Origin of the sequence: Roseovarius sp. MBR-78 (genome assembly GCF_040547535.1) — a bacterium.
Taxonomy (GTDB): Bacteria; Pseudomonadota; Alphaproteobacteria; order Rhodobacterales; family Rhodobacteraceae; genus Roseovarius.
Map to the genome: position 1 here is coordinate 69,121 of NZ_JBEPPX010000013.1, position 21,796 is coordinate 90,916.

Sequence of the window (21,796 nt, forward strand, 5' to 3'; positions counted from 1 at the left end):
CCTCTGGGCTTTCTGCGTTGCGGCGCAAGCTACCAAGCGCGGCGGGGAATATCCACACCCCTTGTTTTCCCGCCCGGTTACGACGTTTCGTCGCTTTCGGGCGGTGTTGGGTCGGATGGGCTTCGCGCGATATCGCAGGACTGATAAATATCGCCCCGAGAGAGTATGCCCCAAGGGAGTCGCACGCCATGAAAACCGAAGTCAAAGCCCTCGTCATCGGCGGTGGCGCGATCGGCACCTCCATCGCCTATCATCTGGCCCGCGCGGGCTGGTCCGACGTGATGCTGCTGGAGCGTGACGAGCTCACCTCTGGCAGCACATGGCACGCGGCGGGGCTTTTGCCGCTCTTCAACATGTCCTTTGCGACCACCCATATTCATAAATATTCGGTCGATTTCTACAAGACGCTTGAGGCGGAAACCGGCCTGAACGCCGGCTTTGCCGTGGTCGGCAACCTGCGCATGGCACAAACGCAGGAGCGCATGGATGAATACATGCTCTATGCCTCGACTGCCGAAACCTGCGGCGTGGCCTATGAGTGGCTGACCCCGGATCAGATCAAGGAACGTTGGCCGCTGATCGAGACATCCGACCTGAAGGGCGCGATCTATCACACCGAGGACGGCTACATTAACCCCGCCGACGTGACGCAGGCGATGGCCAAGGGCGCGCGCCAGCGTGGCGTGATGATCGAGCGCAAATGGCAGGCGGATGCCTTCCATTGGAATGGTGACGCCTGGGAAGTGACCTGCACCAAGATGGTGGAGCGGGGCGGCAATCTGGTGCCCTCTGACGAGCAGATCGTGATCACCGCCGAGCATGTCGTGACCGCCAGCGGCAACCACGCCCAAACCACGGCGAAAAAGCTTGGCATCAAGATCCCCGCGATCCCGGTGGAACACCAGTTCATCGTGATGGACAAGGACCCGGCCCTGGTCGAATTCCGCCAGAACGGTGGCCGCGAACATCCGGTGATCCGCGACGCCGATGCGCAATCCTACGTGCGCGAGGAACGTGGCGGCTGGATTCTGGGGGTCTACGAGAAAAACGCGCCCGCCTGCTTTGAATATGGCGTGCCAGACAGTTTCCGCGCCGATCTCTTCCCGCTCGATCTGGAGCGGATCGAAGAGCAATACATGGCGATGATCCACCGCATCCCGTCTTGTGAAGAGTCGGGCCTCAAGGATGATTTCAACGGCCCGATCTGCTACACCCCCGACGGCAACCCGCTGGTCGGCCCCGCGCCGGGCTTGCGCAACATGTGGCTGGCCGAAGGGTTCAGCTTCGGCATCACCGCGGCGGGCGGCACCGGCTATTACCTCGCGCAACTGATGGTCGATGGCGAGGCCGAGATCGACATGGCGAGCCTTGACCCCAAGCGCTATTCGTCAAGCTGGATGACCACCGCGTTTGCCGCGCGCAAGAACGAGGAGGCCTATGACCACGTCTATATCCTCCACCACCCCGACGAGGAACGCCCCGCCTGCCGCCCACTGCGCACCTCGCCCGCCTATGACCGCCAAAAGGCGCGCGGCGCGCAGTTCGGCTTTGTCAACGGCTGGGAGCGGCCCAATTATTTCGGGCCTTTGGACGCGCCTGAAACCTTCGATCACGACGCGCGCAGCTTTCGCCGTGGCGGCTGGTGGCAATATGCGGTGGACGAGGCTAAAGCCATCCGCGAGGGCGTGGGCCTCATTGATGCCACCGCCTTTACCAAGCATGTCATCAAGGGGCCGGGGGCCACGGCCTTCCTTGATTGGTTCACCTGCAACAAGCTGCCGAAAGTGGGCCGCATCAACCTGACCTATGCGCTCACCGATCGCGGCACCACGCGCACCGAATACACCATCGTGCGCCTGAAAGAGCACGAATATTACTGCGTCTCCGCCGGGGCCTGGACGGAATACGATGCCGATTACCTGCGCAAATCGGCCGAGGATATGGCGGGCGAATTTGGCTATATCGAAATTCAGGACGTGACCACGCAATGGGGCGTCTTCGCCATCGCCGGGCCAAAATCTCGCGATGTTCTGAACGCGGTCATCAAGGATGCCGACCCGGCAACGGCGCTCAGCAACAAGCGCTTCCCGTGGCTTTCCGCGCAACGGATCGAACTGGGCATGTGCCCCGTGAACGCCATCCGCGTCGCCTATACCGGCGAATTGGGCTGGGAATTGCATCACCCGATTGAGATGCAGAATTACCTGTTCGACCTTCTGGAAAAGGCGGGCGCGGCGCATGGCATGAAACTGGTCGGCGCGCGTGCGCAAAACTGGCTGCGGCAGGAAAAATCCTATCGCGCCTTCGGCAACGAGCTGGGCCGCGACGCCACGCCGCTAGAGGCCGATCTGCCGCGCTTTGTCGATCTGGAAAAAGACTTTCGCGGCAAGGCGGCGATGGTTGAAACCGGCGTGCGCGTGAAATGCTGCACGCTTCTGATCGACGGGCCGGAGGATGCCGACCCGTGGGGCCGCGAGGTGCTCTATACCGAAAGCGGCGAACGGGTGGGCCGTCTCACCTCGGGGGGCTATTCGGTGGCGTTCGGGAAATCCATCGGCATGGGCTATGTCAAACCTGAGCAAGCGGTTGAAGGCACCAAGCTCAAGGTCAAGATGCTCGACCGGCTCTGGGATGCGACCGTGACCTGCGACAGCCCCTATGATCCGAAAAACGAGACGATCCGCAAGGATGGGTGAGCGCAAAAGGGGGGCCGTCGGGTGCCCCCTCATCTTTCATGGCTCTTCAACCACCTGCGCCACGCGCGCTCCGACCCGCGAAAGGCGTTGATATCCACGCCGCCTTCCACCCCCGGCACCACCCCCGTGCCGGTATATTGCCAGAACACCCAAGGCTGGCCGGGATAGACCTGATCGGGCGTTTTCGCGACCGAGCGCAGCCAGAATTCTGCCTGAACCTGCCCGATCCCGGTCTGTGCGTAGAATTCCGGAGTGGTGTAGATGATCGGGCGCTGGCCGTAATGGCGCTCCACCATGTCTAGGAAAACGCGCGCCTGCCTGCGCACCTCTGCCCCCGGTGGCCGCACCGTGCAGGTGGGCGAAAACGGATTCCATTCCATGTCGAGCACCGGCGGCAAAGCCTTGCCCCGTTTCGGCACGTTGCGGATGAACCACCGCGCCTGCACCTCGGGGGGCGTGCAGAAATAGTAGAAGTGATAGGCCCCGCGCGCGATGCCGTGGCGCGCGGCCAATTGCCAGTTGCGATCGAATTGCGGATCCTTCAGATCGCCGCCCTCGGTCGCCTTGATGAAGGCAAACCCCACCCCCGACGCGGCCACCCGCCGCCAGTCGATCTCATTCTGAAAGCGGGCCACGTCGATGCCGTGAACGGCATATGATTGCGGCCCTTTGGGGTCGAAATCGACCGGATCGTAATCGCCGAACGGCCCGGCCCCAAGCGCCGGGGTTGCGAGAAGTGCAAGGCAGCACAGGACCCCTCGAAGCATAGATTATCCCCCGAATGAAACCGCTACACACGATCAATCGTTATCGGCATCAACCGTGGCAAGCCACCACAAAGAGATTGTTCGCGGGCATCGCACGTGGCGGTTGCGGTGCGAGACCGGCATCGCTCAGCCATGTCGCTACTTCGGCCACGTCCTTGTAGCCGATCTCGGGGTCTTGCGCCGCAAGGCTGGCGTGAAACCGCGCGTCGCCCTCCGACGTGGCGCGCCCCTCGCGCAGGAACGGCCCGTAAAGCGCGAGGCAGCCGCCGGGTGCAAGCGCGCGGCCTGCCTCGCGAATGAGGGTCTGCGCCTCGGGTGTGCTGATGAGGTGCAAGAGGTTCACCAGCAAGATCAGGTCTTGCCCGGCATGGGCCGCGCCCCATCCCGGCTCGGTCGCGTCAAGCGGCAGGGCGGGGTGGAGGTTGGCCAAACCCGCCTCTGCCGCATGGGCGTCGATGCTGGCGCGGCGGGCGGGGTCGATCTCGGTGGGCTGCCACGCCAGCCCCGGCATGGCGCGGGCAAATGCCACCACATGCTGCCCGGTCCCCGAGGCCAGTTCCAGCGCGCGGCCCACCCCCGGCGCGATGCGGCAAAGCGCGTCGCTGATCGGCCCCGCGTTGCGCTCTGCCGAGGGCGCGTGCAGCTTGGCCCCCTCGCCGGGATGCGCGACCGAGGCCATCGGCGGCAGCGGGCGGCGCGCGGTCATGCGCCCTCCTCGGTGCGGTCGGTCGCCGGGGGCGGGGCCGGGGTGAGCGCGGCGAGGCGGCGATAGAGCGCGTCATCCATCGCGAAATCCGCCGCCGCGAGCGAGGGCGCGATCTGTGCCGCCGACCGCCCCGAGATGATCGGCACCGGCCCCGTAGGATGGTGCGCGGCCCAGGCCACGGCGAGCGTCGCGGGATCGGTGCGCAGCTCTGCGGCGATCTCCACCAGCGCGCTGGCCGCCTCCTGCATCCAGTCTTGCCCATAGCGCACCGCATAGCGCTCATTGCCGGTGAGCCGCCCGGTCTCGCCGCGCGCGTATTTGCCAGTGAGCAGCCCCCCTGCGAGCGGCGAATATCCCGCCACCACCATCCCCTCGGAGGCGGCCATCGGCAGGATTTCCACCTCTGCCTGCCGTTTCACGAGGTTATACATCGGTTGCAGGATCGAAATGGGCAGATCGAGACGCGCGCCAAGGCAAGCCGCCTTCATCACCTGCCATGCGGCGAAATTCGACAGGCCGACATGGCTGATCTGGCCGCGCGATTTCAGGTCGGCGAAACACTCCAGCGTTTCCTCAAGGGCGGTGTCGGGATCAAACCGGTGCAGGTAGAGGATATCGACGTGATCCATCCCCAGCCGCTGCCGCGACAGATCGAATTGCGCGCGGATATTCGCGGCCCCCGCGCCGCCCGAATAGCCCGCCTTGGTGGCGATCACGAGCCGGTCGCGATGGGGCGCGGCAAAACGGCCAAGCAGGGTTTCCGCCGCGCCATCGGTATAAAGATAGGCGGTGTCGAAATGGGTGATGCCCGCCGCAAGGCAGGCCTCGAACATGGCGCGAGAGGCGGCCTCATCCGCCGTGCCGCCGAATTGCATGGTGCCAAAGGCAAAGCGGCTCGCGGGGGTGCCATCGGGGGAGGTGATCGGGGTGCTCATGGCGCGCAAGGTGCCACGCGGCGGGCGGGATGAAAAGGTGCCGCCTTGCATTTGAGGGGGAGGGGGCTTAGGCGATTGGCAGAGTTTTGCGCCCGAGGACACCGCCGCCCATGAAGATGCACGAGACATTCATCAAGCCGATGCACCCCGAGGGGCGCCGGTTCGTCGCGATCTTTGCCGCCATCGCGCTGGTGCTGTTCGTGATCTGGGAGCCGCTGGGCTGGATCGGGGCGGGGCTGACGCTTTGGTGCTATTATTTTTTCCGCGATCCAGAGCGGGTGACGCCCGCGCGCCCCGGCCTGATCATAAGCCCCGCCGATGGTATCGTATCGCTGATCGAGCCTGCGGTACCGCCTGCCGAGCTTGGCCTGCCGGATGTGGCCCTGACGCGGGTGAGCGTGTTCATGAGCGTTTTCAACTGCCATGTGAACCGCGCGCCGGTGGCCGGGCGGGTGACGCGGGTGGCCTATCGCGCGGGCAAGTTTCTCAATGCCTCGCTCGACAAGGCCAGCGCCGATAACGAGCGCAACGGCATCGTCATCGAGATGGCCGATGGCCGCCCCCTGCCGGTGGTGCAGATCGCCGGGCTGGTGGCGCGGCGGATCGTCTGTTTCACCGGCGAGGGCCAGAGCCTCGGGCGCGGAGAGCGCTTTGGCCTCATCCGGTTCGGCTCGCGGCTCGATGTCTACCTGCCCGACGGCGTGGTGCCGCTGGTGCGGGTAGGACAGACGATGGTGGCAGGCGAGACGGTGATCGCCGAGACCGCAACCACAAAGGGGGCCGCATGAGCCGCCCCCCGCGCAAGGAACTGACGCTGGCGCAGCTCTTGCCCAACATGCTCACCGTGGCGGCGATCTGCGCGGGTGTCACGGCGATTCGCATGGGGGTGCAGGGCGATTACGTGCGCGCGGTGCAGCTTTTGCTTGTCGCGGGTATTCTCGACGGGCTCGACGGACGGCTTGCGCGGCTCTTGCGCAGCACCTCGGCGATGGGGGCCGAGCTTGATTCGCTGGCGGATTTCGTCAATTTTGGCGTCGCGGCCCCGATGGTGATCTATTTCTGGGGCTTGCAGGACATGCGGCACGCGGGCTGGCTCGCGGTGCTTTTCTTCGCGGTCTGCGGCGTGATGCGCCTAGCGCGCTTCAACGTCAGTTCCCGCGAGGAAGGGGCCAAGGGTGGATCGGGGGCCTATTTCGAGGGGCTGCCCGCGCCGGCAGGCGCGCTCCTGGCGATGCTGCCGATGTTTTTCACCTTCGCCGTGCCGGGGATGCCGCAGCCGCCCGCGCCGCTGGTGGCGCTTTACATGGCCGGGGTCGGCTTCCTTATGATCTCGTCCGTGCCGGTCTGGTCGTTCAAGCGGACCAAGATTTCGCGCGAGAACGTGAAATTCTTTCTGCTGGCCTTCGCCTGCGTGGCCGCCGCCCTCGCGCTTTTCACATGGGGGGCGCTGATCGTGCTCTGCCTTGCCTATGTCGCGGTCGTGATCTGGGCGGCCTTGATCTGGTATCCCAAAAACCAAAATTCATGAGTGAAAGAAGCAGGCGATGGATCTTGACGCGGTAAAAAACAGCTATGCCCGCTGGGCACCGGTATATGATGCGACCTTTGGCAAGCTGACCAATGCCGGACGGCGCGAGGCGGTGACCTATATCAACGCGCGCGGCGGCGATGTCCTCGAGGTGGGCGTGGGCACCGGCCTGTCGCTTGGGGCCTATGATCGCGCGCTGCGTATCACCGGCATGGATTACAGTCATGACATGCTGCGCAAGGCGCGCGCGCGGGTAGCGAAACTGCGCCTGCGCAATGTCGCGGCGCTGCGCCAGATGGATGCGCGCCAGCTCGATTTCCCCGATGCCAGCTTTGACACGGTGGCGGCGATGCATGTGCTGTCGGTGGTCCCCGAGCCCGAACGCGTTATGTCCGAGATCGCCCGCGTGCTGCGCCCCGGCGGGCAGGTGGTCATCACCAACCATTTCAAGCATGAGCGCGGCGTCTGGGCCGGTCTCGCCCGCGCCGCCGCGCCGCTGGAGCGGGTGCTGGGCTGGCACTCGGATTTCGAGATCGCCGCCGTCCTGCAAGACCCGCGCCTGCACATCCTCACCCGCCGCGACCTGCCGCCGATGGGAATGATGACGTTTCTTGTGCTGGAAAAGCGGGTGAATTGAGTTTTGCACCCGTGCGGCTTCTTCAACGTCTGCGCAAGGCCCGCGTGAGCGCCTCGGCAATCATCCCCATATTTGCAACTGGTCGCGCCGCACCCGGCACGACCAGTATCTTTCCGTCGTCGCGCGATCAGTTCGGGATTTGCCCGCTGATCCCCTCGACATAAAAATCCATGCCCGCGAGCGTGCCATCGTCGGCGACCTCGCCCTCGGCGAGCCACGCGCTGCCATCCTGACGTTTGAGCGGGCCGGTGAAGGGGTGATAGCTGCCATCCGCCATCGCGGCCTTCAGCGCCAGCGCCTCGGCCTTCACATCTGCGGGCACCGCGTCGGTGATTTCGCCGATCTTGACCATGCCCTTGTCGATACCGTGCCAGACCTGCTGGCTCTCCCACGTCCCGTCAATCACCGCCTGCGTGCGCGCGATATAGTAGGGTGCCCAGTTGTCGATGATCGACGACACCCGCGGATGGGGCGCATATTCGGCCATATCCGAGGCCTGCCCGAAGGTGATGACGTTTCCGGCCTTCGCGGCGGCGGCTTGCGGCGCGGTGGAATCGGTATGTTGCAGGATCACATCCGCACCCTGCTCGATCAGCGCCTGCGCGGCGTCGGCCTCTTTCGCGGGATCAAACCACGTATAGGCCCAGATGATCTTGAATGCGACATCGGGATTTGCCTTTTTCGCGTGGATATAGGCCGCGTTGATGCCGCGGATGACCTCGGGGATCGGGTAGGAGGCGATATAGCCGATGATGTTGGATTTGGTCATCTTGCCCGCGATATGGCCCTGCACGGCGCGCCCCTCGTAGAACCGCGCTGAATAGGTGCTGACATTGGGCGCGGTCTTGTAGCCGGTGGCGTGCTCGAATTTCACGTTGGGGAATTTTTCGGCGGTGGCCAGCGTCGGCTCCATGAAGCCGAACGAGGTGGTGAATATCAGGTCCGCGCCCTGCAACGCCATCTGCGTGATCGCGCGCTCCGCATCCGCGCCCTCGGGCACGCTCTCCTGATAGATCGTCTCGACCGCATCGCCGAAATGCGCCTCGACTGCGAGGCGGCCCTTGTCATGCTCATAGGTCCAGCCGCCATCACCGATGGGGCCGACATAGATAAAGCCCACCTTGGTCTTGTCCTGCGCGACCGCCCCGGTCGCAAGGCCGAGCGCAAGCGTGGCTGTGGTCAACAGATGTCTGAGGTTCATGCAGGTGTCTCCCTGTTCTGATCTTATTGCGAGGCGTGAAAGACGCGACCCAAGGATGCGGGCGCGCGGGATTTGTCGCGCGCCATGATGACCAGCACAAGGATGGTGATCAAGTAGGGCGACATGGAAAGATATTCGACCGGGATGGCAAGCCCCGCTGCCTGCAGGTTGAGCTGCAACACCGTGACCCCGCCAAAAAGCCAGGCCCCGAGCAGCACGCGCCCCGCCTTCCACGAGGCAAAGACCACCAGCGCCAGCGCGATCCAGCCCGCGCCCGAGGTCATGCCCTCGGTCCATTGGGGCACGCGGATGAGGCTGATATAGGCCCCGCCCAGCCCGGCGCAGGCCCCGCCGAAAAGGATCGCCAGCACCCGCACCCGCACCACCCTGTAGCCGAGCGCATGGGCGGCGTCGTGGTTCTCGCCCACCGCGCGCAGAATCAGCCCCGCGTGGGTATATTTCAGCATCGCCCAGACAACCGCTACCAGCGCCAGCGCGAGATAGACCATCAGATCGTGGGAAAAGAGCACACGGCCCAGGAAAGGCAGGTCGCTGAGCGGCCCGAGATCGAGCCGGGGCACGGACGGCGGCTTGATGCCCTGATAGCCCTGCCCCAGCAGCGAGGACAGCCCGAGACCAAAGAGCGTCAGCGCCAGACCGCTCGCCACCTGATTGGCCAGCGCCATTTGCGTGAGCGCCGCGAAAAGCAGCGCCAGCACCGCGCCGCCCGCCGCCGCCGCCACGAATCCCAACGCGGGCGAGCCGGAATTGACGGCCACAGCAAAGCCGCAGATCGCGCCGGTGATCATCATGCCCTCGACGCCGAGGTTGAGCACCCCCGCGCGCTCCACCACCAACTCGCCAAGCGCGGCCAGCAGAATGGGCGTTGCCGCCACGATGATCGCGGCCAATAGCAGGCTCGGGTCGATCGCGCCCATCAGGCCGCCTCCCTCTTGCGCATACGGATGCGGTAATTCGTCAGCAGGTCCACCGCCAGCAGGAAAAACAGCAGCATCCCCTGGAAAAGCTGGATCGCGGCGGCGGGCAGGCCCAGCGTCGATTGCGCCATCTCGCCGCCGATATAGGTGAGCGCCATCAAGAGCCCCGCCAGCGCGATGCCCGCCGGGTGCAGCCGTCCCAGAAAGGCCACGATGATCGCGGTAAAGCCATAGCCCACGTTGAAATCAATGCTGATCTGCCCGGCGGGGCCCGCCACCTCGAACATCCCCGCCAGCCCGGCCAGCGCCCCCGCAGTGCCAAGGCAGAAAATCACCAGCCGACCGGGGCGCACGCCCGCGAAACGCGCCGCGCGCGGGGCCTGCCCGGCGAGGCGGATGTGAAAGCCAAGCATATGACGTGATAGCAGCACATAAGCGAGGATCACCGCGATCACCGCCGCCGCCACCCCCCAATGCATCCCCGTGCCCGCGATGATATCGGCATTATGGGCACTGGGATAATCGCGCAGATTGCGCGAGCCGGGAAAGCCGCGCCCCTCGGGATTGCGCATCAGCCCCAGCGCCATCGCCGCCAGCAACTGCTCGGCCACGTAGACCAGCATCAAGGACACGAGGATCTCGTTGGTGCCGAACCGCACCTTGAGTAGCGCCGGGATCATCGCCCAGGCCCAGCCGCCAAGCGCCCCTGCCAGCACCATCAGCGGAAAGACGGCCCAGCTCTCGGTTGGATAAAACGCAAGACCAACGCCTGCCCCCGCCAGAGCGCCAAGGATATACTGCCCCTCCGCGCCGATATTCCAGACGCCTGCCCGAAACCCGAGGCTGAGGCCGATAGCGATGAGGATGAGCGGCGCCGCCTTGATGAGAAGCTGCGGGCGGTAGTAAAAGGAGAACTCGCCGAAAAGCGGCTTCCAGAAGATCGTTGCGATCGCCTCGACCGGGTCCTTGCCCAGCGCGGCAAAAAGCGCCGCGCCCGCGATCATGGTGATCACCACCGCCAGCGGCGGGGTGGCATAGGTCCAGAGCCGCGAGGGCTGCGGGCGCTTTTCCAGCCTCAGCATGGCGCGCGCCTCGCGTCAGACATGCGCCACCTCCATGCCATGCGCGCCGCCCATCATCAGGCCGATCTTGTCGAGGCTGAGGCCCGCCGTGGCGCGCGCTTCCGAGAGCCGCCCCTCGTTGAGCGCGGCAAAGCGGTCGGCGATTTCCATCAACTCGTCAAGGTCCTGGCTGATGCACAGGATCGCCGCGCCATCCGCCGCAAGATCAAGCAGCGCCTGCCGGATCGCGGCAGCGGCGGCGGCATCGACGCCCCATGTCGGCTGGTTGACCACCAGAACGCGGGGGCGTTGCAGCACCTCGCGCCCGATCACGAATTTCTGGAGGTTGCCGCCCGACAGCGCGCGCGCCGCCGTCTCCGGCCCCGGCGTGCGCACGTCGAATGCCGCGATCACGCGGGTGGCAAAGGCACGCGCCGCCGCCCAGCGGATAAAGCCGTGGCGCGTGAGGTTTTCGCGCGCGGCGGCGCTCAGCACGGCGTTCTCGGTCAGGCTCATGTCCGGCGCGGCAGCGTGGCCAAGCCGTTCCTCGGGCGCGGCCGACAGGCCCAGCGCACGCCGCGCATCGGGGCCAAGCCGCCCGATGGGCTGGCCATCAAGTTGCACCGTGGCGGGATCGGTCAGCCGCTCGCCCGAGAGCGCGGCCAGAACCTCGTCCTGACCGTTGCCCGCGACCCCGCCGATCCCGAGGATCTCGCCTTGCCGGAGGGTGAAGGACACATCGCGCAGCGCGCAGCCAAAGGCCGAGGGCGCGGGCAGCGAGAGTGCCGCCACCTCAAGCGCCACCGCGCCGGGGGTATGGGCGGCGCGGCGCGGCGCGGCAAAACTTGCGCCCACCATCGCCTCGGCCATCTCGCGCGCCGAGGTCTCGCGCGGCACGCAGGTGCCGACGTTGCGCCCGTGGCGCAGGATCGTTGCCGCATCGCACAGCGCGCGGATTTCCTCCAGCTTGTGCGAGATATAGAGGATCGCCACCCCCTCGGCGGTGAGCTTGCGCAGCGTGGCAAACAGGATCTCCACCTCTTGTGGTGTCAGCACCGAGGTGGGCTCGTCCATGATCAGAAGCCGCGGCTCCTGCAACAGGCAGCGTATGATCTCGACCCGCTGCCGCTCTCCCGCCGACAGATCGCCGGTGAGGCGCGCGGGATCGAGCGGCAGGCCGTAGGTTTCCGACACTTCGCGAATGCGCGCGGCAAGCGTGCGCATGGGGGGCGGATGCTCCATCCCAAGCGCCACGTTCTCGGCCACGCTCAGTGCATCGAAGAGCGAGAAATGCTGAAACACCATCGCCACCCCCGCCGCGCGCGCCGCCGAAGGATTGGCGGGTGCATAGGGCGCACCGCGCAAGGACATCGTGCCGCTGTCGGGTTTCACGAGGCCATAGACCATCTTGACCAGCGTGGACTTGCCCGCGCCATTCTCGCCCAGAAGTGCATGCACCTCGCCCGCGCGACTATCAAACGACACCGCGTCATTGGCAATGACACCCGGATAGGCCTTGGTGAGGCCATTGATGCTCAGCAAAGGCGTGGTCACGCGCGTCTGTCCCCGCCCCTTGGCGGGGCCGCTCCCTGTGTTTGTCAGACCCTAGACCAGCCTTTGGGGGTTCGGCAATGGATTGTGGTGCAGGCAGGCTTTCGTTCCCGCAAGGCTGCGGCTAGTCTGCCCATATGTCTGGCAACCCCCGATTCATCCACCTGCGGGTGCATACCGAATATTCGCTCCTTGAAGGGGCGGTGCGGCTCAAGACATTGCCGGGCCTGTGCGACAAGGCGGGAATGCCTGCTGTCGCCGTCACCGACACCAACAACATGTTCGCCGCATTGGAATTTTCCGTGGCGGCGCAGGGCGCGGGGGTGCAGCCGATCATGGGCTGCCAGGTCGATCTGGCCTATCAGGAGGCGGCACCGGGCGAGCGCGCCAAGCCGCCCGCGCCGGTGGTCCTGCTGGCCCAGAACGAGGCCGGTTACGGCAACCTGATGAAGCTCAATTCCTGCCTCTACCTGCGCGGCGATGGCAGCCTGCCGCATGTGACGGCGGAGGAGCTTGCGACCCATGCCGAGGGGGTGATCTGCCTGACGGGCGGCCCCGACGGCCCGGTGGGGCGGCTCTTGCAGGGAGGGCAGCGCCCGGCGGCGGAGGCGCTCGTGACGCGGCTCAAGGCGGCGTTCGGCGACCGGCTCTATGTCGAGTTGCAGCGCCACCCCGGCGAGGGCGGCGCGCCCGAACCCGAGCGTCTGACAGAGCGCGGCCATGTCGAGATCGCCTATGCGATGGGCCTGCCGCTGGTCGCGACCAACGATGTCTATTTCCCCAAGCCCGAGATGTATGAGGCGCATGACGCGCTTTTATGCGTGGCCGACGGGGCCTATGTCGACCAGAACGCCCCGCGCCGCCGCCTCACGCCGCAGCACTATTTCAAATCACAAGACGAGATGGCGGCGCTTTTCGCCGACCTGCCCGAGGCGCTTGAAAACACGGTCGAGATCGCGCGGCGCTGTGCCTTCGGCGCGTATAAGCGCGACCCGATCCTGCCGCGTTTCGCCGATGACGAGGTGGACGAGTTGCGCCGTCAGGCGCGCGAGGGGCTGGCGGCGCGGCTTTCGGTCATCCCCCATGCCGCCCCGGTAGAAGAGTATGAAAAACGGCTGGAATTCGAGCTGGGTATCATCGAGGGCATGGGCTTTCCGGGCTATTTCCTGATCGTGGCCGATTTCATCAAATGGGCCAAGGAGCGCGATATCCCGGTGGGTCCGGGGCGCGGCTCTGGGGCGGGCAGCCTCGTGGCCTATGCGCTGACGATCACGGACCTTGACCCGCTGCGCTACAAGCTGCTGTTCGAGCGGTTCCTCAACCCTGAACGCGTGTCGATGCCCGATTTCGATATCGACTTCTGCATGGATCGCCGCGAGGAGGTGATCGCCTATGTTCAGGAGAAATACGGCCGCGACAAGGTGGGGCAGATCATCACCTTTGGCGCGTTGCTCAGCAAGGCCGCCGTGCGCGATATCGGGCGGGTGCTGCAAATGCCCTATGGGCAAGTGGATCGCCTCAGCAAGATGATCCCGGTCGAGGGCGTCAAACCCGTCTCGATCGAAAAGGCGCTCGCCGACGAGCCACGCCTGCGCGAGGCGGCGCAGGCCGAAGAGGTGGTGGACCGGCTGCTTCGCTATGGCCAGCAGGTCGAGGGGCTGCTCAGGAACGCCTCCACCCATGCCGCAGGCGTGGTGATCGGTGATCGCCCATTGGATGAGCTTGTGCCGCTTTACCGCGATCCGCGCTCGGACATGCCCGCCACGCAGTTCAACATGAAATGGGTGGAACAGGCGGGGCTGGTCAAGTTCGACTTTCTCGGCCTCAAGACGCTGACCGTGATCCAGAACGCGATTCAGCAGATCCGCGCCTCGGGGCGCGATCTGCATGTCGCCGCCGATGGCAGCACCATCTACCAGCCCTTTGAGGGGGCCGAGAACGATATCGGGCAAATCCCGCTCGACGATCCGAAGACCTACGAGCTTTATGCCCGCGCGCGCACCGTGGCCGTGTTCCAGGTGGAAAGCTCAGGGATGATGGATGCGCTCAAGCGGATGAAGCCCACCTGCATCGAGGATATCGTGGCGCTTGTCGCGCTCTACCGTCCCGGCCCGATGGAGAACATCCCGAAATATTGCGAGGTCAAGAACGGGCAGAGCGCGCGCGACAGCCTTCACCCGTCGGTCGATCACATCCTCGACGAGACGCAGGGCATCATCGTCTACCAGGAACAGGTGATGCAGATCGCGCAGGAAATGGCGGGCTATAGCCTTGGCGGCGCCGACCTGTTGCGCCGGGCGATGGGCAAGAAAATCCAGGCGGCGATGGATGCCGAGCGGCCCAAGTTCATCAAAGGGGCCAAGGCCAACGGCGTCGATGACGCCAAGGCGCTCGAAGTCTGGAACCTCCTGGATAAATTCGCCAATTACGGCTTCAACAAGTCCCACGCCGCCGCCTATGCGGTGGTGAGCTATCAAACGGCGTGGCTCAAGGCCAATCACCCGGTGGAATTCATGGCCGGTGTCATGAATTGCGATATCCACCTCACCGACAAGCTGACGGTGTATTTCGAAGAGGTGAAAAAGGGGCTTGGCCTGCCTTGGGCGCCGCCTTGCGTGAACCGCTCCGACGCCACGTTCGTGGTCCGCGACGGCGTGCTGCATTACGCGCTGGGCGCGCTCAAGAACGTGGGCGTCGAGGCGATGAAGCTCATCACCGGGGGGCGCGGCGACAGGCCTTTTGCCACGCTTTACGACATGGCGCGCCGGGTCGATCTCAAGCGTATCGGCAAGCGCCCGCTGGAAATGCTCGCGCGCGCAGGCGCGTTCGACGCGCTCGATCGCAACCGTCGCCGCGTGTTCGAGAGCATCGAGGCGCTGATGGGCTATTCGGCGGCGATCCATGAACAAAAGGCTTCAAATCAGGTCTCGCTCTTTGGCGATGCAGGCGAGGATCTGCCAGAGCCGCGCCTTGCCCCGGTCGATGACTGGCAGCCCGCCGAGCGGCTGACCGAGGAATTCGCGGCGGTGGGGTTCTACCTCTCGGGCCACCCGCTCGACGATTACATGACGGTGCTGAAACGCCAGGAGGTCAAGACCCTCGACGAGGTGACAGCCCGCGCCGCGCAGGGGCCGTTCCTGGCAAAAATGGCCGGGGTCGTCGCCGGGCGGCAAGAGCGCAAATCGGCGCGCGGCAACCGCTTTGCCTTTGCGCAACTGAGCGATCCGACGGGCGGATACGAGGTCACGCTGTTCTCGGAAGTGCTGGAGAAATCCCGCGATTTCCTGGAAACCGGCGCACAGGTCGTCATCACCGCCGAGGCGACGATGGAGGCCGATCAGTTGAAACTGCTTGGCCGCACGGTGCAGCCGGTGGATGGCATGGTGGCCGATGCCGGCGCGGTGGGGCTGTGCGTCTTTGTCGATCAGGCAGAGGCCATCGCCTCGGTCGCGGCGGTGATGGAGGGGGCCATGAGCGCGGCACGCAGCACCCGCCCCGGCCCGATCCGGTTTCGGCTTCTGGGCGAGGGCCTGCCCGGCGAGGTCGAAATCGACAGCGGCACCGAATACCCCGTCACCCCCCAGATCAAGGGCGCGATCCGCAGCCTGACCGGCGTGGTCATGGTCGAGGAAATCTGAGCGCGCCGGGCCAGGGCCGCGCCGTCAGTCGCGCCACAGCGCCTCGGCGTGAAATTCGATATGCTCCTCCATGAAACTGGCGATGAAGAAATAACTGTGGTCATAGCCCGGTTGCATCCGGAACGTGCCCTGCTGGCGGCGGGCCAGCGCGGCAGAGGCAAGCGTTTCGGGGCGCAAGAGATCGAGGAACTGATCCGCCGTGCCGGTATCGACAAGCACCGGCCCGTCAAAGCCGCGCGCGGCCATCAAGAGGCTTGCATCATGCGCTGCCCAGCGTGCCTCGTCCTCCCCGAGATAGGCGGCGAACTGCTTGCGGCCCCAATCGCCGCCGGTGGGGTTGCAAATCGGCGCAAAGGCCGAGACCGAGCGAAACCGCCCCGGCAGCGACATCGCCAGCGTCAGCGCGCCGTGCCCGCCCATCGAATGGCCGGTGATCGCCTGCCGCTCCATGTCGAGTGCAAACCCGGCCCCGAGAAGCGCGGGCAATTCCGTCGCCACGTAATCCCACATGCGGTAATGCGCGGCCCACGGGGCCTGCGTCGCGTTGACGTAGAAGCCCGCGCCCTGCCCGAGGTCAAAGGCGTCATCATCGGCCACGCCCGGCCCGCGCGGCGAGGTGTCGGGGAACACGACCGCGATGCCCTGCTCTGCGGCCCAGCCCTGCATCCCGGCCTTGACCATCGCGTTCTCATGGGTGCAGGTCAGCCCCGAAAGATACCACAACAGCGGCACCGGGCCGCCCTGCGCCTCTTCGGGCACAAAAAGGCCAAAGGTCATATCGCAACCGCACGCCTCGGAAGGATGCGTATAGACGCCCTGTATGCCCCCAAAGCAGGCATTCTCGGAAATGGTTTGCATTCTGGTCCTGTCCTTTCGTCCCTCGTGTCAATAAAGCGTGGCGGTCCAGCCGATCACCACCGAGACGCTGATGAGCGCCGCGCCGGTGGAGAGAAAGATCGCCGACGAGACGCGGCGCGGGGCCACGCCATAGCTTTGCGCGATGATGAACACATTGCCCGCCACGGGCAAGGCCGCCGCCGCGATCACCACCGCCGCTGCATAGCCCGGAAGCTCGAACACCCACAGAGCCGAAACGGCCACCGCCGCCGGGTGCAGCACCAGCTTGCACGACGATAACCACGCCGCGACATGGGGCCGCTCCGCCGTCTTTTCCGCCAGCGATGCGCCGATGGCGAAAAGTGCGCAGGGCGTCGCCGCCCCGCCCAGAAGCGCGAGAAACGCGTTCATCGGCGCGGGGATCGGCAGCGCGAGGCCCGACCACAGAAACCCCGCGGCGATGGCCACGATCATCGGGTTGCGGATGAGGCCGCCACCGATGCTGCGCAGGATCGCGGGAGACATGCGCCCGTCGCGCGCCCCGGTGATGAGGATCACCACCAGCGAGCCGAACACCAGCAGATCGACCGCCAGCACCAGCATCACCGGCCCGATCGCCGCCTCGCCCATGAGCATGGCGAGCATCGGCACGCCAAGGAAACCCACATTGCCCACCACCGCGCATTGCGCCTCGATCGCCGCCTCGGCGACCCGCAACCCGCGCAGCATGGCCACGATGGTGGCCAGCAGATAGACGACAAGGCTGGCCGACAGATAGGCCAGCACCACCGACCAATCGAGCACATCGGCCAGCGTCAGATTGGCGGAAAAGCGAAACAGCATCGCCGAGAGCGCAAAGTAGAACACGAAGCGCGTGAGCCACAGCGTGCCCTCGGGCGAAAAGAAGCCGCGCCGCCCGGCCCCGTAGCCGAGGCCGATGACAAGGAAGAACGGCAAGGTCTGGAAAAACACGCCAAGCATGGACCGACCGCTTAGCAGCATCGCGGCCCGCGTCAATCGCCTGTATCGGCCATCGCGGCAGAGCGCGCCGCTCAACTCCCCCGATAGGTGGCATAGCCATAGGGCGACAGCAGCAGCGGCACATGGTATGGCCTTGAGCGATTGTTGACGATTGAGGATGAACCGCGCCTCGCCACCCCGCGCGCCCCGTCATCCCCGCGAAAGCGGGGATCTCTTGGAGACTGTCGCGCCCTTTACCCACGAGAGTCCCGTCTTCGCGGGAATGACGCCGGAGACAGGGCGGCGCGGCGTAGGGTGGGCAATTTTGTCCACCATGGCGCGGGTGGGATTGGTGGGCAGTACTGCCCACCCTACGGTTGCTATTCGCGCGGGGTATTGCAAATGAAGAGATTTTGGTATGATAAAGTCAGACTGGAAGTAAATTACTAGCGACGTAGGAGAGCGCTGCTCCAACTAGCGCAAGTATGAAACCCACCGCAATTTGCTCTTTATGGCGCCCCCAGAAACTATTTGTTGAGCTATAGAGTTTTACCATAGACCATTCAAAGATATAAAGAAGTGACACAGCAGCGGCTGACAGGATATTTAAAAAAACTTGCGCAATGTCAGTTAAATTAGCTCCAAAAATTTTTGTTGAGTTTTCAAAATCAAAATAGTCAAATAGCCTCGGAAACCCAAATGCGATGAAGAACATACTTAAAAACAAGGTAATTACTGGGCGCTTAGATAGCAGCGGAACGTAGGCCTCCAATTCCTTTGATAACGCTTTCTGTCGATGTGATGAACTCGATCTGCCGGAAATAGTAACCTCGAAAGGATCAAAACGTATCGTTGTTTCGCCACATTCAATCCGAAATGGAATAACAATTGCAGATTTGTTAAACTTTATCTCTTCGAGAGACTCATAAATTGTGTCGCCACATTCCAATGTGATTGACGTTTCCCCTGTTGAATCGAGAATACTAATAAGTCGATCAATTTCAATTTTAACATTTCTTTTTCGAACATATTCGAATGTGTCGACTTTCTGAATCATACATCCAACTCCTCCACAAATCGTGCATTCTCCGAAATATACTGAAACCGCAATTCCGGTTTCTTGCCCATCAGCCGTTCCACCAGATCGCCGGTCTCTCCCGGCTCATCCTCGTCGATCGTCACGCGGATGAGTTTGCGCGAGGTGGGGTCCATGGTGGTTTCCTTCAAATCCTTGGCGTCCATTTCGCCCAGGCCCTTGAAACGCGAAACGTCGATCTTGCCTTTACCGCCCAGCCCCTTTTCCAGCCACAGATCGCGCTCGGCCTCATCCAGGCAATAGACACGTTTCGCCCCCTGGGTCAGCCGATAGAGCGGCGGGCAGGCCAGATAGAGATGCCCCGCGTCGATCATCGGGCGCATCTGCGAAAAGAAGAACGTCATCAACAGCGCCGCGATATGCGCGCCGTCGACATCGGCATCGGTCATGATGATGATCTTGTCATAGCGCAGATCGTCGAGGTTGAATTTCGTCCCCAGCCCGGTGCCGAGCGCCTGCGTCAGGTCGCTGATCTCCTGGTTGCTGCCGAGTTTCGACGAGGCCGCCCCCAGCACGTTCAATATCTTGCCCCGCAGCGGCAAGAGCGCCTGCGTCTTGCGGTCGCGCGCCATCTTGGCAGAGCCGCCCGCGCTATCGCCCTCGACGATGAAAAGCTCCGTGCCCGCGCGGTTGCTCGCGGTGCAATCCACCAGCTTGCCGGGCAGGCGCAGTTTCTTGGTCGCGGTCTTGCGCGCGGTTTCCTTTTCCTGCCGTCGCCGCAGCCGTTCCTCGGCGCGCAGCACCAGGAAATCGAGGATCGCGCCGGCGGATTTGGTATCGGCGGCCAGCCAGTTGTCGAAATGGTCGCGCACCGCGCCCTCGACCATGCGCGCGGCCTCGGTCGTGGCCAGCCGGTCCTTGGTCTGGCCGACGAATTCCGGCTCGCGGATAAAGCACGAGACCAGCGCGCAGCCCCCCGAAATCAGGTCTTCGCGGGTGATCTGCGCGGCCTTGCGGTTATTCGTCAATTCGCCATAGCCCTTGATCCCCTTGAGGATCGCGGCCCAGAACCCGGCCTCGTGGGTGCCGCCCTCGGGGGTGGGCACTGTGTTGCAATAGGATTGCAGGAACCCGTCGCGCGCGGGCGTCCAGTTGATCGCCCATTCCACCTTGCCCGGCACGTTGAACTTGTCGCGGAAATCGACCGATCCGGCAAAGGGACGCTCGGCATAAGTGGTGGCCCCGCCCAGCGTCTCGGCCAGGTAATCGGCGAGGCCGCCGGGGAATTTGAAGGTCGCCTCGGCGGGCGTCTCGCCATCGCTGATCTCGCTCTTCCAGCGGATTTCGACGCCTGAAAACAGATAGGCCTTGGAGCGCGCCATCCTGAAGAGGCGCGCGGGCTTGAGCGTGAGCGTGCCAAAGATGTCGGGGTCGGGGTGAAAGGTGACAGAGGTGCCGCGCCGGTTGGGGGCGGCCCCGATCTTGGCCAAGGGCGCCTGCGGGATGCCGCGCGAAAACTCCATCATGTAAAGCTCGCGGCCCCGCGCCACCTCGACCCGCAGGTGATCCGACAGCGCATTGACCACCGAGGAGCCGACCCCGTGCAAGCCCCCCGAGGTCTGATAGCTGTCGCCCGAGAACTTGCCGCCTGCGTTGAGCGTGCAAAAGATGATTTCGAGCGCGGATTTGCTCGGGTCCTTGGGGTGGGGATCGACCGGGATGCCGCGCCCGTTGTCGCGCACGCTGACATGGCCGTTTGCGTGCAGCTCCACCTCGATCCATGTGGCGTGCCCCGCCACCGCCTCGTCCATCGAGTTGTCGATGATCTCGGCCACCATGTGATGCAGCGCGCGGTCATCCTTGCCGCCGATATACATGCCGGGGCGCAGGCGGACATGCTCCATATCCTCGAGCACCTGAATCGAGGAGGCGTCATAATCGGATTTCGGGGTGGGCGAGAGAAGATCATTCATGCCGCTGCTCTTTGTTTTATGGGTTGAGCGGCAGTATGGCAGAGCGCGCGGGGCGGGGGAAGTGGGGGGCAGGCGATGGCTGCCCGCCCGTGACGGGCACGCGCGCGCGGGCCTGTGGCGTCACCGGGTGCGCGGCCCCGACATCGCCACCTTGAGAGACAAGCGCCCGGCCGTTGCGCGAGTCGATGTCGATTTTCGTCCCTTCGTGTCGCAAAATTATCTGGACCGTCCCGCCCCCCTCGCATAGCGTCCTGCGAAAACAACGCCGACAGGGGGGCGTGACATGGCCAAGTTTATCCTGCGCCGCGTGGGTGTGATGCTGCTCACGGCGCTTTGCCTGACATTCATCGTCTTTTTCCTGACCAACCTCTATCCCAACCTTGAAAAGCTGGCCAAGACCCAGGGCAATTTCCGCATGACCGATGCGGAGGTGGCAAGCTATCTGGAGCGCAACGGCTATCTCGATCCGCTGCCTGTGAAATACGGGCAATGGATGGGCGTGTGGCCCGGCTGGACCACCGCCGCCGAGGATGGCACCCTGCGCGGGCGCTGCATCGCCCCCGATACGCCGCCCGAAGAGGCCCCGCGCTTTTGCGGCATCCTGCAAGGGGATTGGGGCCATTCCACCGTGTTCCGCAAGCCGGTGGCCGAGATCATCGGCGACAAGCTGGCGCTTACCGGGCGGCTCATGCTGTGGGTGATGCTGCTGATGGTGCCCTCGGCGCTGATCCTGGGCGTGCTGGCGGGGATGCGCGAGGGATCGCGCACCGACCGCACGCTCTCGACCGTGGCGATCACCACCACGGCGACGCCGGAATACGTCTCGGGCGTGCTGTTCATCGCGGTGTTTGCCAGCACCGCCGTGGGCCTCAAATGGTTCAAGGGCACGGCGACAAGCGCGATGGAAAACCCCACATTCGAGAATTTCTTTCTGCCGGTGCTGACCATCGCGCTTTACGGCATGGGCTATATCGCGCGGATGACGCGGGCCTCCATGGCCGAGGTGATGACCGCGCAATATATCCGCACCGCGCGGCTCAAGGGGGTGAGTTTCCCCAATATCGTGCTGAAACACGCGCTGCGAAACGCGCTCATTGCGCCATTCACGGTGATCATGCTGCAATTCCCGTGGCTGTTGAACGGGGTGGTGATCGTCGAGACGCTGTTCAACTACAAGGGCTTTGGCTGGACGCTGGTGCAGGCGGCGGGCAATAACGACATCGAGTTGCTGTTGGCGGTCTCGGTCGTGTCGGTGGTGGTGGTGCTGGTGACGCAACTGATTTCCGATATCGGTTATGTCTATCTCAACCCCCGGATCAGCGTGAGCTAGGA

At 64.3% G+C, this 21,796-nt stretch carries 18 protein-coding genes; 6 read left to right on the top strand and 12 right to left on the bottom strand.

Annotation, left to right across the window (positions count from 1 at the left end):
• The first annotated feature begins 188 nt into the window (after positions 1-188).
• Positions 189-2,696 (top strand): GcvT family protein, encoded by a 2,508-nt coding sequence (locus ABIE58_RS12180; RefSeq protein ID WP_354544993.1) that lies wholly within the window; start codon positions 189-191, stop codon positions 2,694-2,696.
• A 29-nt stretch (positions 2,697-2,725) separates the two neighbouring features.
• Here the strand turns inward: ABIE58_RS12180 and ABIE58_RS12185 are convergent, their stop codons facing one another.
• Genes ABIE58_RS12185 through ABIE58_RS12195 form a run of 3 tightly spaced genes read right to left on the bottom strand, consistent with a single transcriptional unit; the run spans position 2,726 to position 5,104 of the window.
• Positions 2,726-3,463: a GH25 family lysozyme gene (locus ABIE58_RS12185; protein WP_354544994.1), complete on the bottom strand. Its 738-nt coding sequence runs from the start codon at positions 3,461-3,463 to the stop codon at positions 2,726-2,728.
• A 49-nt stretch (positions 3,464-3,512) separates the two neighbouring features.
• Positions 3,513-4,169, bottom strand: a complete 657-nt coding sequence (locus ABIE58_RS12190) for a DUF938 domain-containing protein (RefSeq protein WP_354544995.1) — start codon at positions 4,167-4,169, stop codon at positions 3,513-3,515.
• Positions 4,166-5,104, bottom strand: coding sequence for an aldo/keto reductase (locus ABIE58_RS12195; protein WP_354544996.1), 939 nt, complete (start codon positions 5,102-5,104; stop codon positions 4,166-4,168). Before ABIE58_RS12195 ends, ABIE58_RS12190 begins: the two co-directional genes overlap by 4 nt.
• Before the next feature lie 110 nt (positions 5,105-5,214).
• On the opposite strand from ABIE58_RS12195, the gene ABIE58_RS12200 reads away from it, so the two are divergent.
• Genes ABIE58_RS12200 through ABIE58_RS12210 form a run of 3 tightly spaced genes read left to right on the top strand, consistent with a single transcriptional unit; the run spans position 5,215 to position 7,269 of the window.
• Entirely contained in the window at positions 5,215-5,892 is a 678-nt protein-coding gene (locus ABIE58_RS12200; RefSeq protein WP_354544997.1) for a phosphatidylserine decarboxylase, read from the top strand.
• Complete coding sequence (pssA, locus tag ABIE58_RS12205; RefSeq protein WP_354544998.1) at positions 5,889-6,632, top strand: CDP-diacylglycerol--serine O-phosphatidyltransferase; 744 nt, start codon at positions 5,889-5,891, stop codon at positions 6,630-6,632. Before ABIE58_RS12200 ends, pssA begins: the two co-directional genes overlap by 4 nt.
• A gap of 16 nt (positions 6,633-6,648) precedes the next feature.
• The gene (locus ABIE58_RS12210; RefSeq protein ID WP_354544999.1) at positions 6,649-7,269 is read left to right on the top strand and encodes a class I SAM-dependent methyltransferase; all 621 of its coding nucleotides are present in this window, start codon (positions 6,649-6,651) and stop codon (positions 7,267-7,269) included.
• A 127-nt stretch (positions 7,270-7,396) separates the two neighbouring features.
• Here ABIE58_RS12210 and ABIE58_RS12215 read toward each other — a convergent pair whose 3' ends face one another.
• From ABIE58_RS12215 to ABIE58_RS12230, 4 genes are read right to left on the bottom strand one after another with little or no spacing between them, the layout of a single operon-like run.
• Positions 7,397-8,470, bottom strand: a complete 1,074-nt coding sequence (locus tag ABIE58_RS12215; RefSeq protein WP_354545000.1) for a BMP family ABC transporter substrate-binding protein — start codon at positions 8,468-8,470, stop codon at positions 7,397-7,399.
• A 23-nt stretch (positions 8,471-8,493) separates the two neighbouring features.
• Positions 8,494-9,408 carry an ABC transporter permease gene (locus ABIE58_RS12220; protein WP_354545001.1) on the bottom strand — a complete coding sequence of 305 codons (915 nt, stop codon included), beginning with the start codon at positions 9,406-9,408 and terminating at the stop codon, positions 8,494-8,496.
• Positions 9,408-10,490 carry an ABC transporter permease gene (locus tag ABIE58_RS12225; RefSeq protein WP_354545002.1) on the bottom strand — a complete coding sequence of 361 codons (1,083 nt, stop codon included), beginning with the start codon at positions 10,488-10,490 and terminating at the stop codon, positions 9,408-9,410. The genes ABIE58_RS12220 and ABIE58_RS12225 overlap by 1 nt, the downstream gene beginning before the upstream one ends.
• A gap of 15 nt (positions 10,491-10,505) precedes the next feature.
• Complete coding sequence (locus tag ABIE58_RS12230) at positions 10,506-12,023, bottom strand: ABC transporter ATP-binding protein (protein ID WP_354545003.1); 1,518 nt, start codon at positions 12,021-12,023, stop codon at positions 10,506-10,508.
• Positions 12,024-12,157: 134 nt separating this feature from the next.
• On the opposite strand from ABIE58_RS12230, the gene dnaE reads away from it, so the two are divergent.
• Positions 12,158-15,658 (top strand): DNA polymerase III subunit alpha, encoded by a 3,501-nt coding sequence (gene dnaE / locus ABIE58_RS12235; protein ID WP_354545004.1) that lies wholly within the window; start codon positions 12,158-12,160, stop codon positions 15,656-15,658.
• Between the two features lie 24 nt (positions 15,659-15,682).
• Here the strand turns inward: dnaE and fghA are convergent, their stop codons facing one another.
• The 5 genes from fghA to parE all read right to left on the bottom strand — a co-directional run bounded on the left by fghA (position 15,683) and on the right by parE (position 20,464).
• Entirely contained in the window at positions 15,683-16,516 is an 834-nt protein-coding gene (gene fghA, locus ABIE58_RS12240) for an S-formylglutathione hydrolase (protein ID WP_354545005.1), read from the bottom strand.
• A 27-nt stretch (positions 16,517-16,543) separates the two neighbouring features.
• Entirely contained in the window at positions 16,544-17,476 is a 933-nt protein-coding gene (locus ABIE58_RS12245; RefSeq protein WP_354545006.1) for an AEC family transporter, read from the bottom strand.
• A 71-nt stretch (positions 17,477-17,547) separates the two neighbouring features.
• The gene (locus ABIE58_RS12250; protein WP_354545007.1) at positions 17,548-17,652 is read right to left on the bottom strand and encodes a hydroxyisourate hydrolase; all 105 of its coding nucleotides are present in this window, start codon (positions 17,650-17,652) and stop codon (positions 17,548-17,550) included.
• 230 nt (positions 17,653-17,882) lie between these two features.
• The gene (locus ABIE58_RS12255; protein ID WP_354545008.1) at positions 17,883-18,512 is read right to left on the bottom strand and encodes a hypothetical protein; all 630 of its coding nucleotides are present in this window, start codon (positions 18,510-18,512) and stop codon (positions 17,883-17,885) included.
• The gene (parE, locus tag ABIE58_RS12260) at positions 18,509-20,464 is read right to left on the bottom strand and encodes a DNA topoisomerase IV subunit B (RefSeq protein WP_354545009.1); all 1,956 of its coding nucleotides are present in this window, start codon (positions 20,462-20,464) and stop codon (positions 18,509-18,511) included. Before parE ends, ABIE58_RS12255 begins: the two co-directional genes overlap by 4 nt.
• A gap of 283 nt (positions 20,465-20,747) precedes the next feature.
• On the opposite strand from parE, the gene ABIE58_RS12265 reads away from it, so the two are divergent.
• Positions 20,748-21,794, top strand: coding sequence for an ABC transporter permease (locus tag ABIE58_RS12265; RefSeq protein ID WP_354545010.1), 1,047 nt, complete (start codon positions 20,748-20,750; stop codon positions 21,792-21,794).
• Positions 21,795-21,796 lie beyond the last annotated feature (2 nt).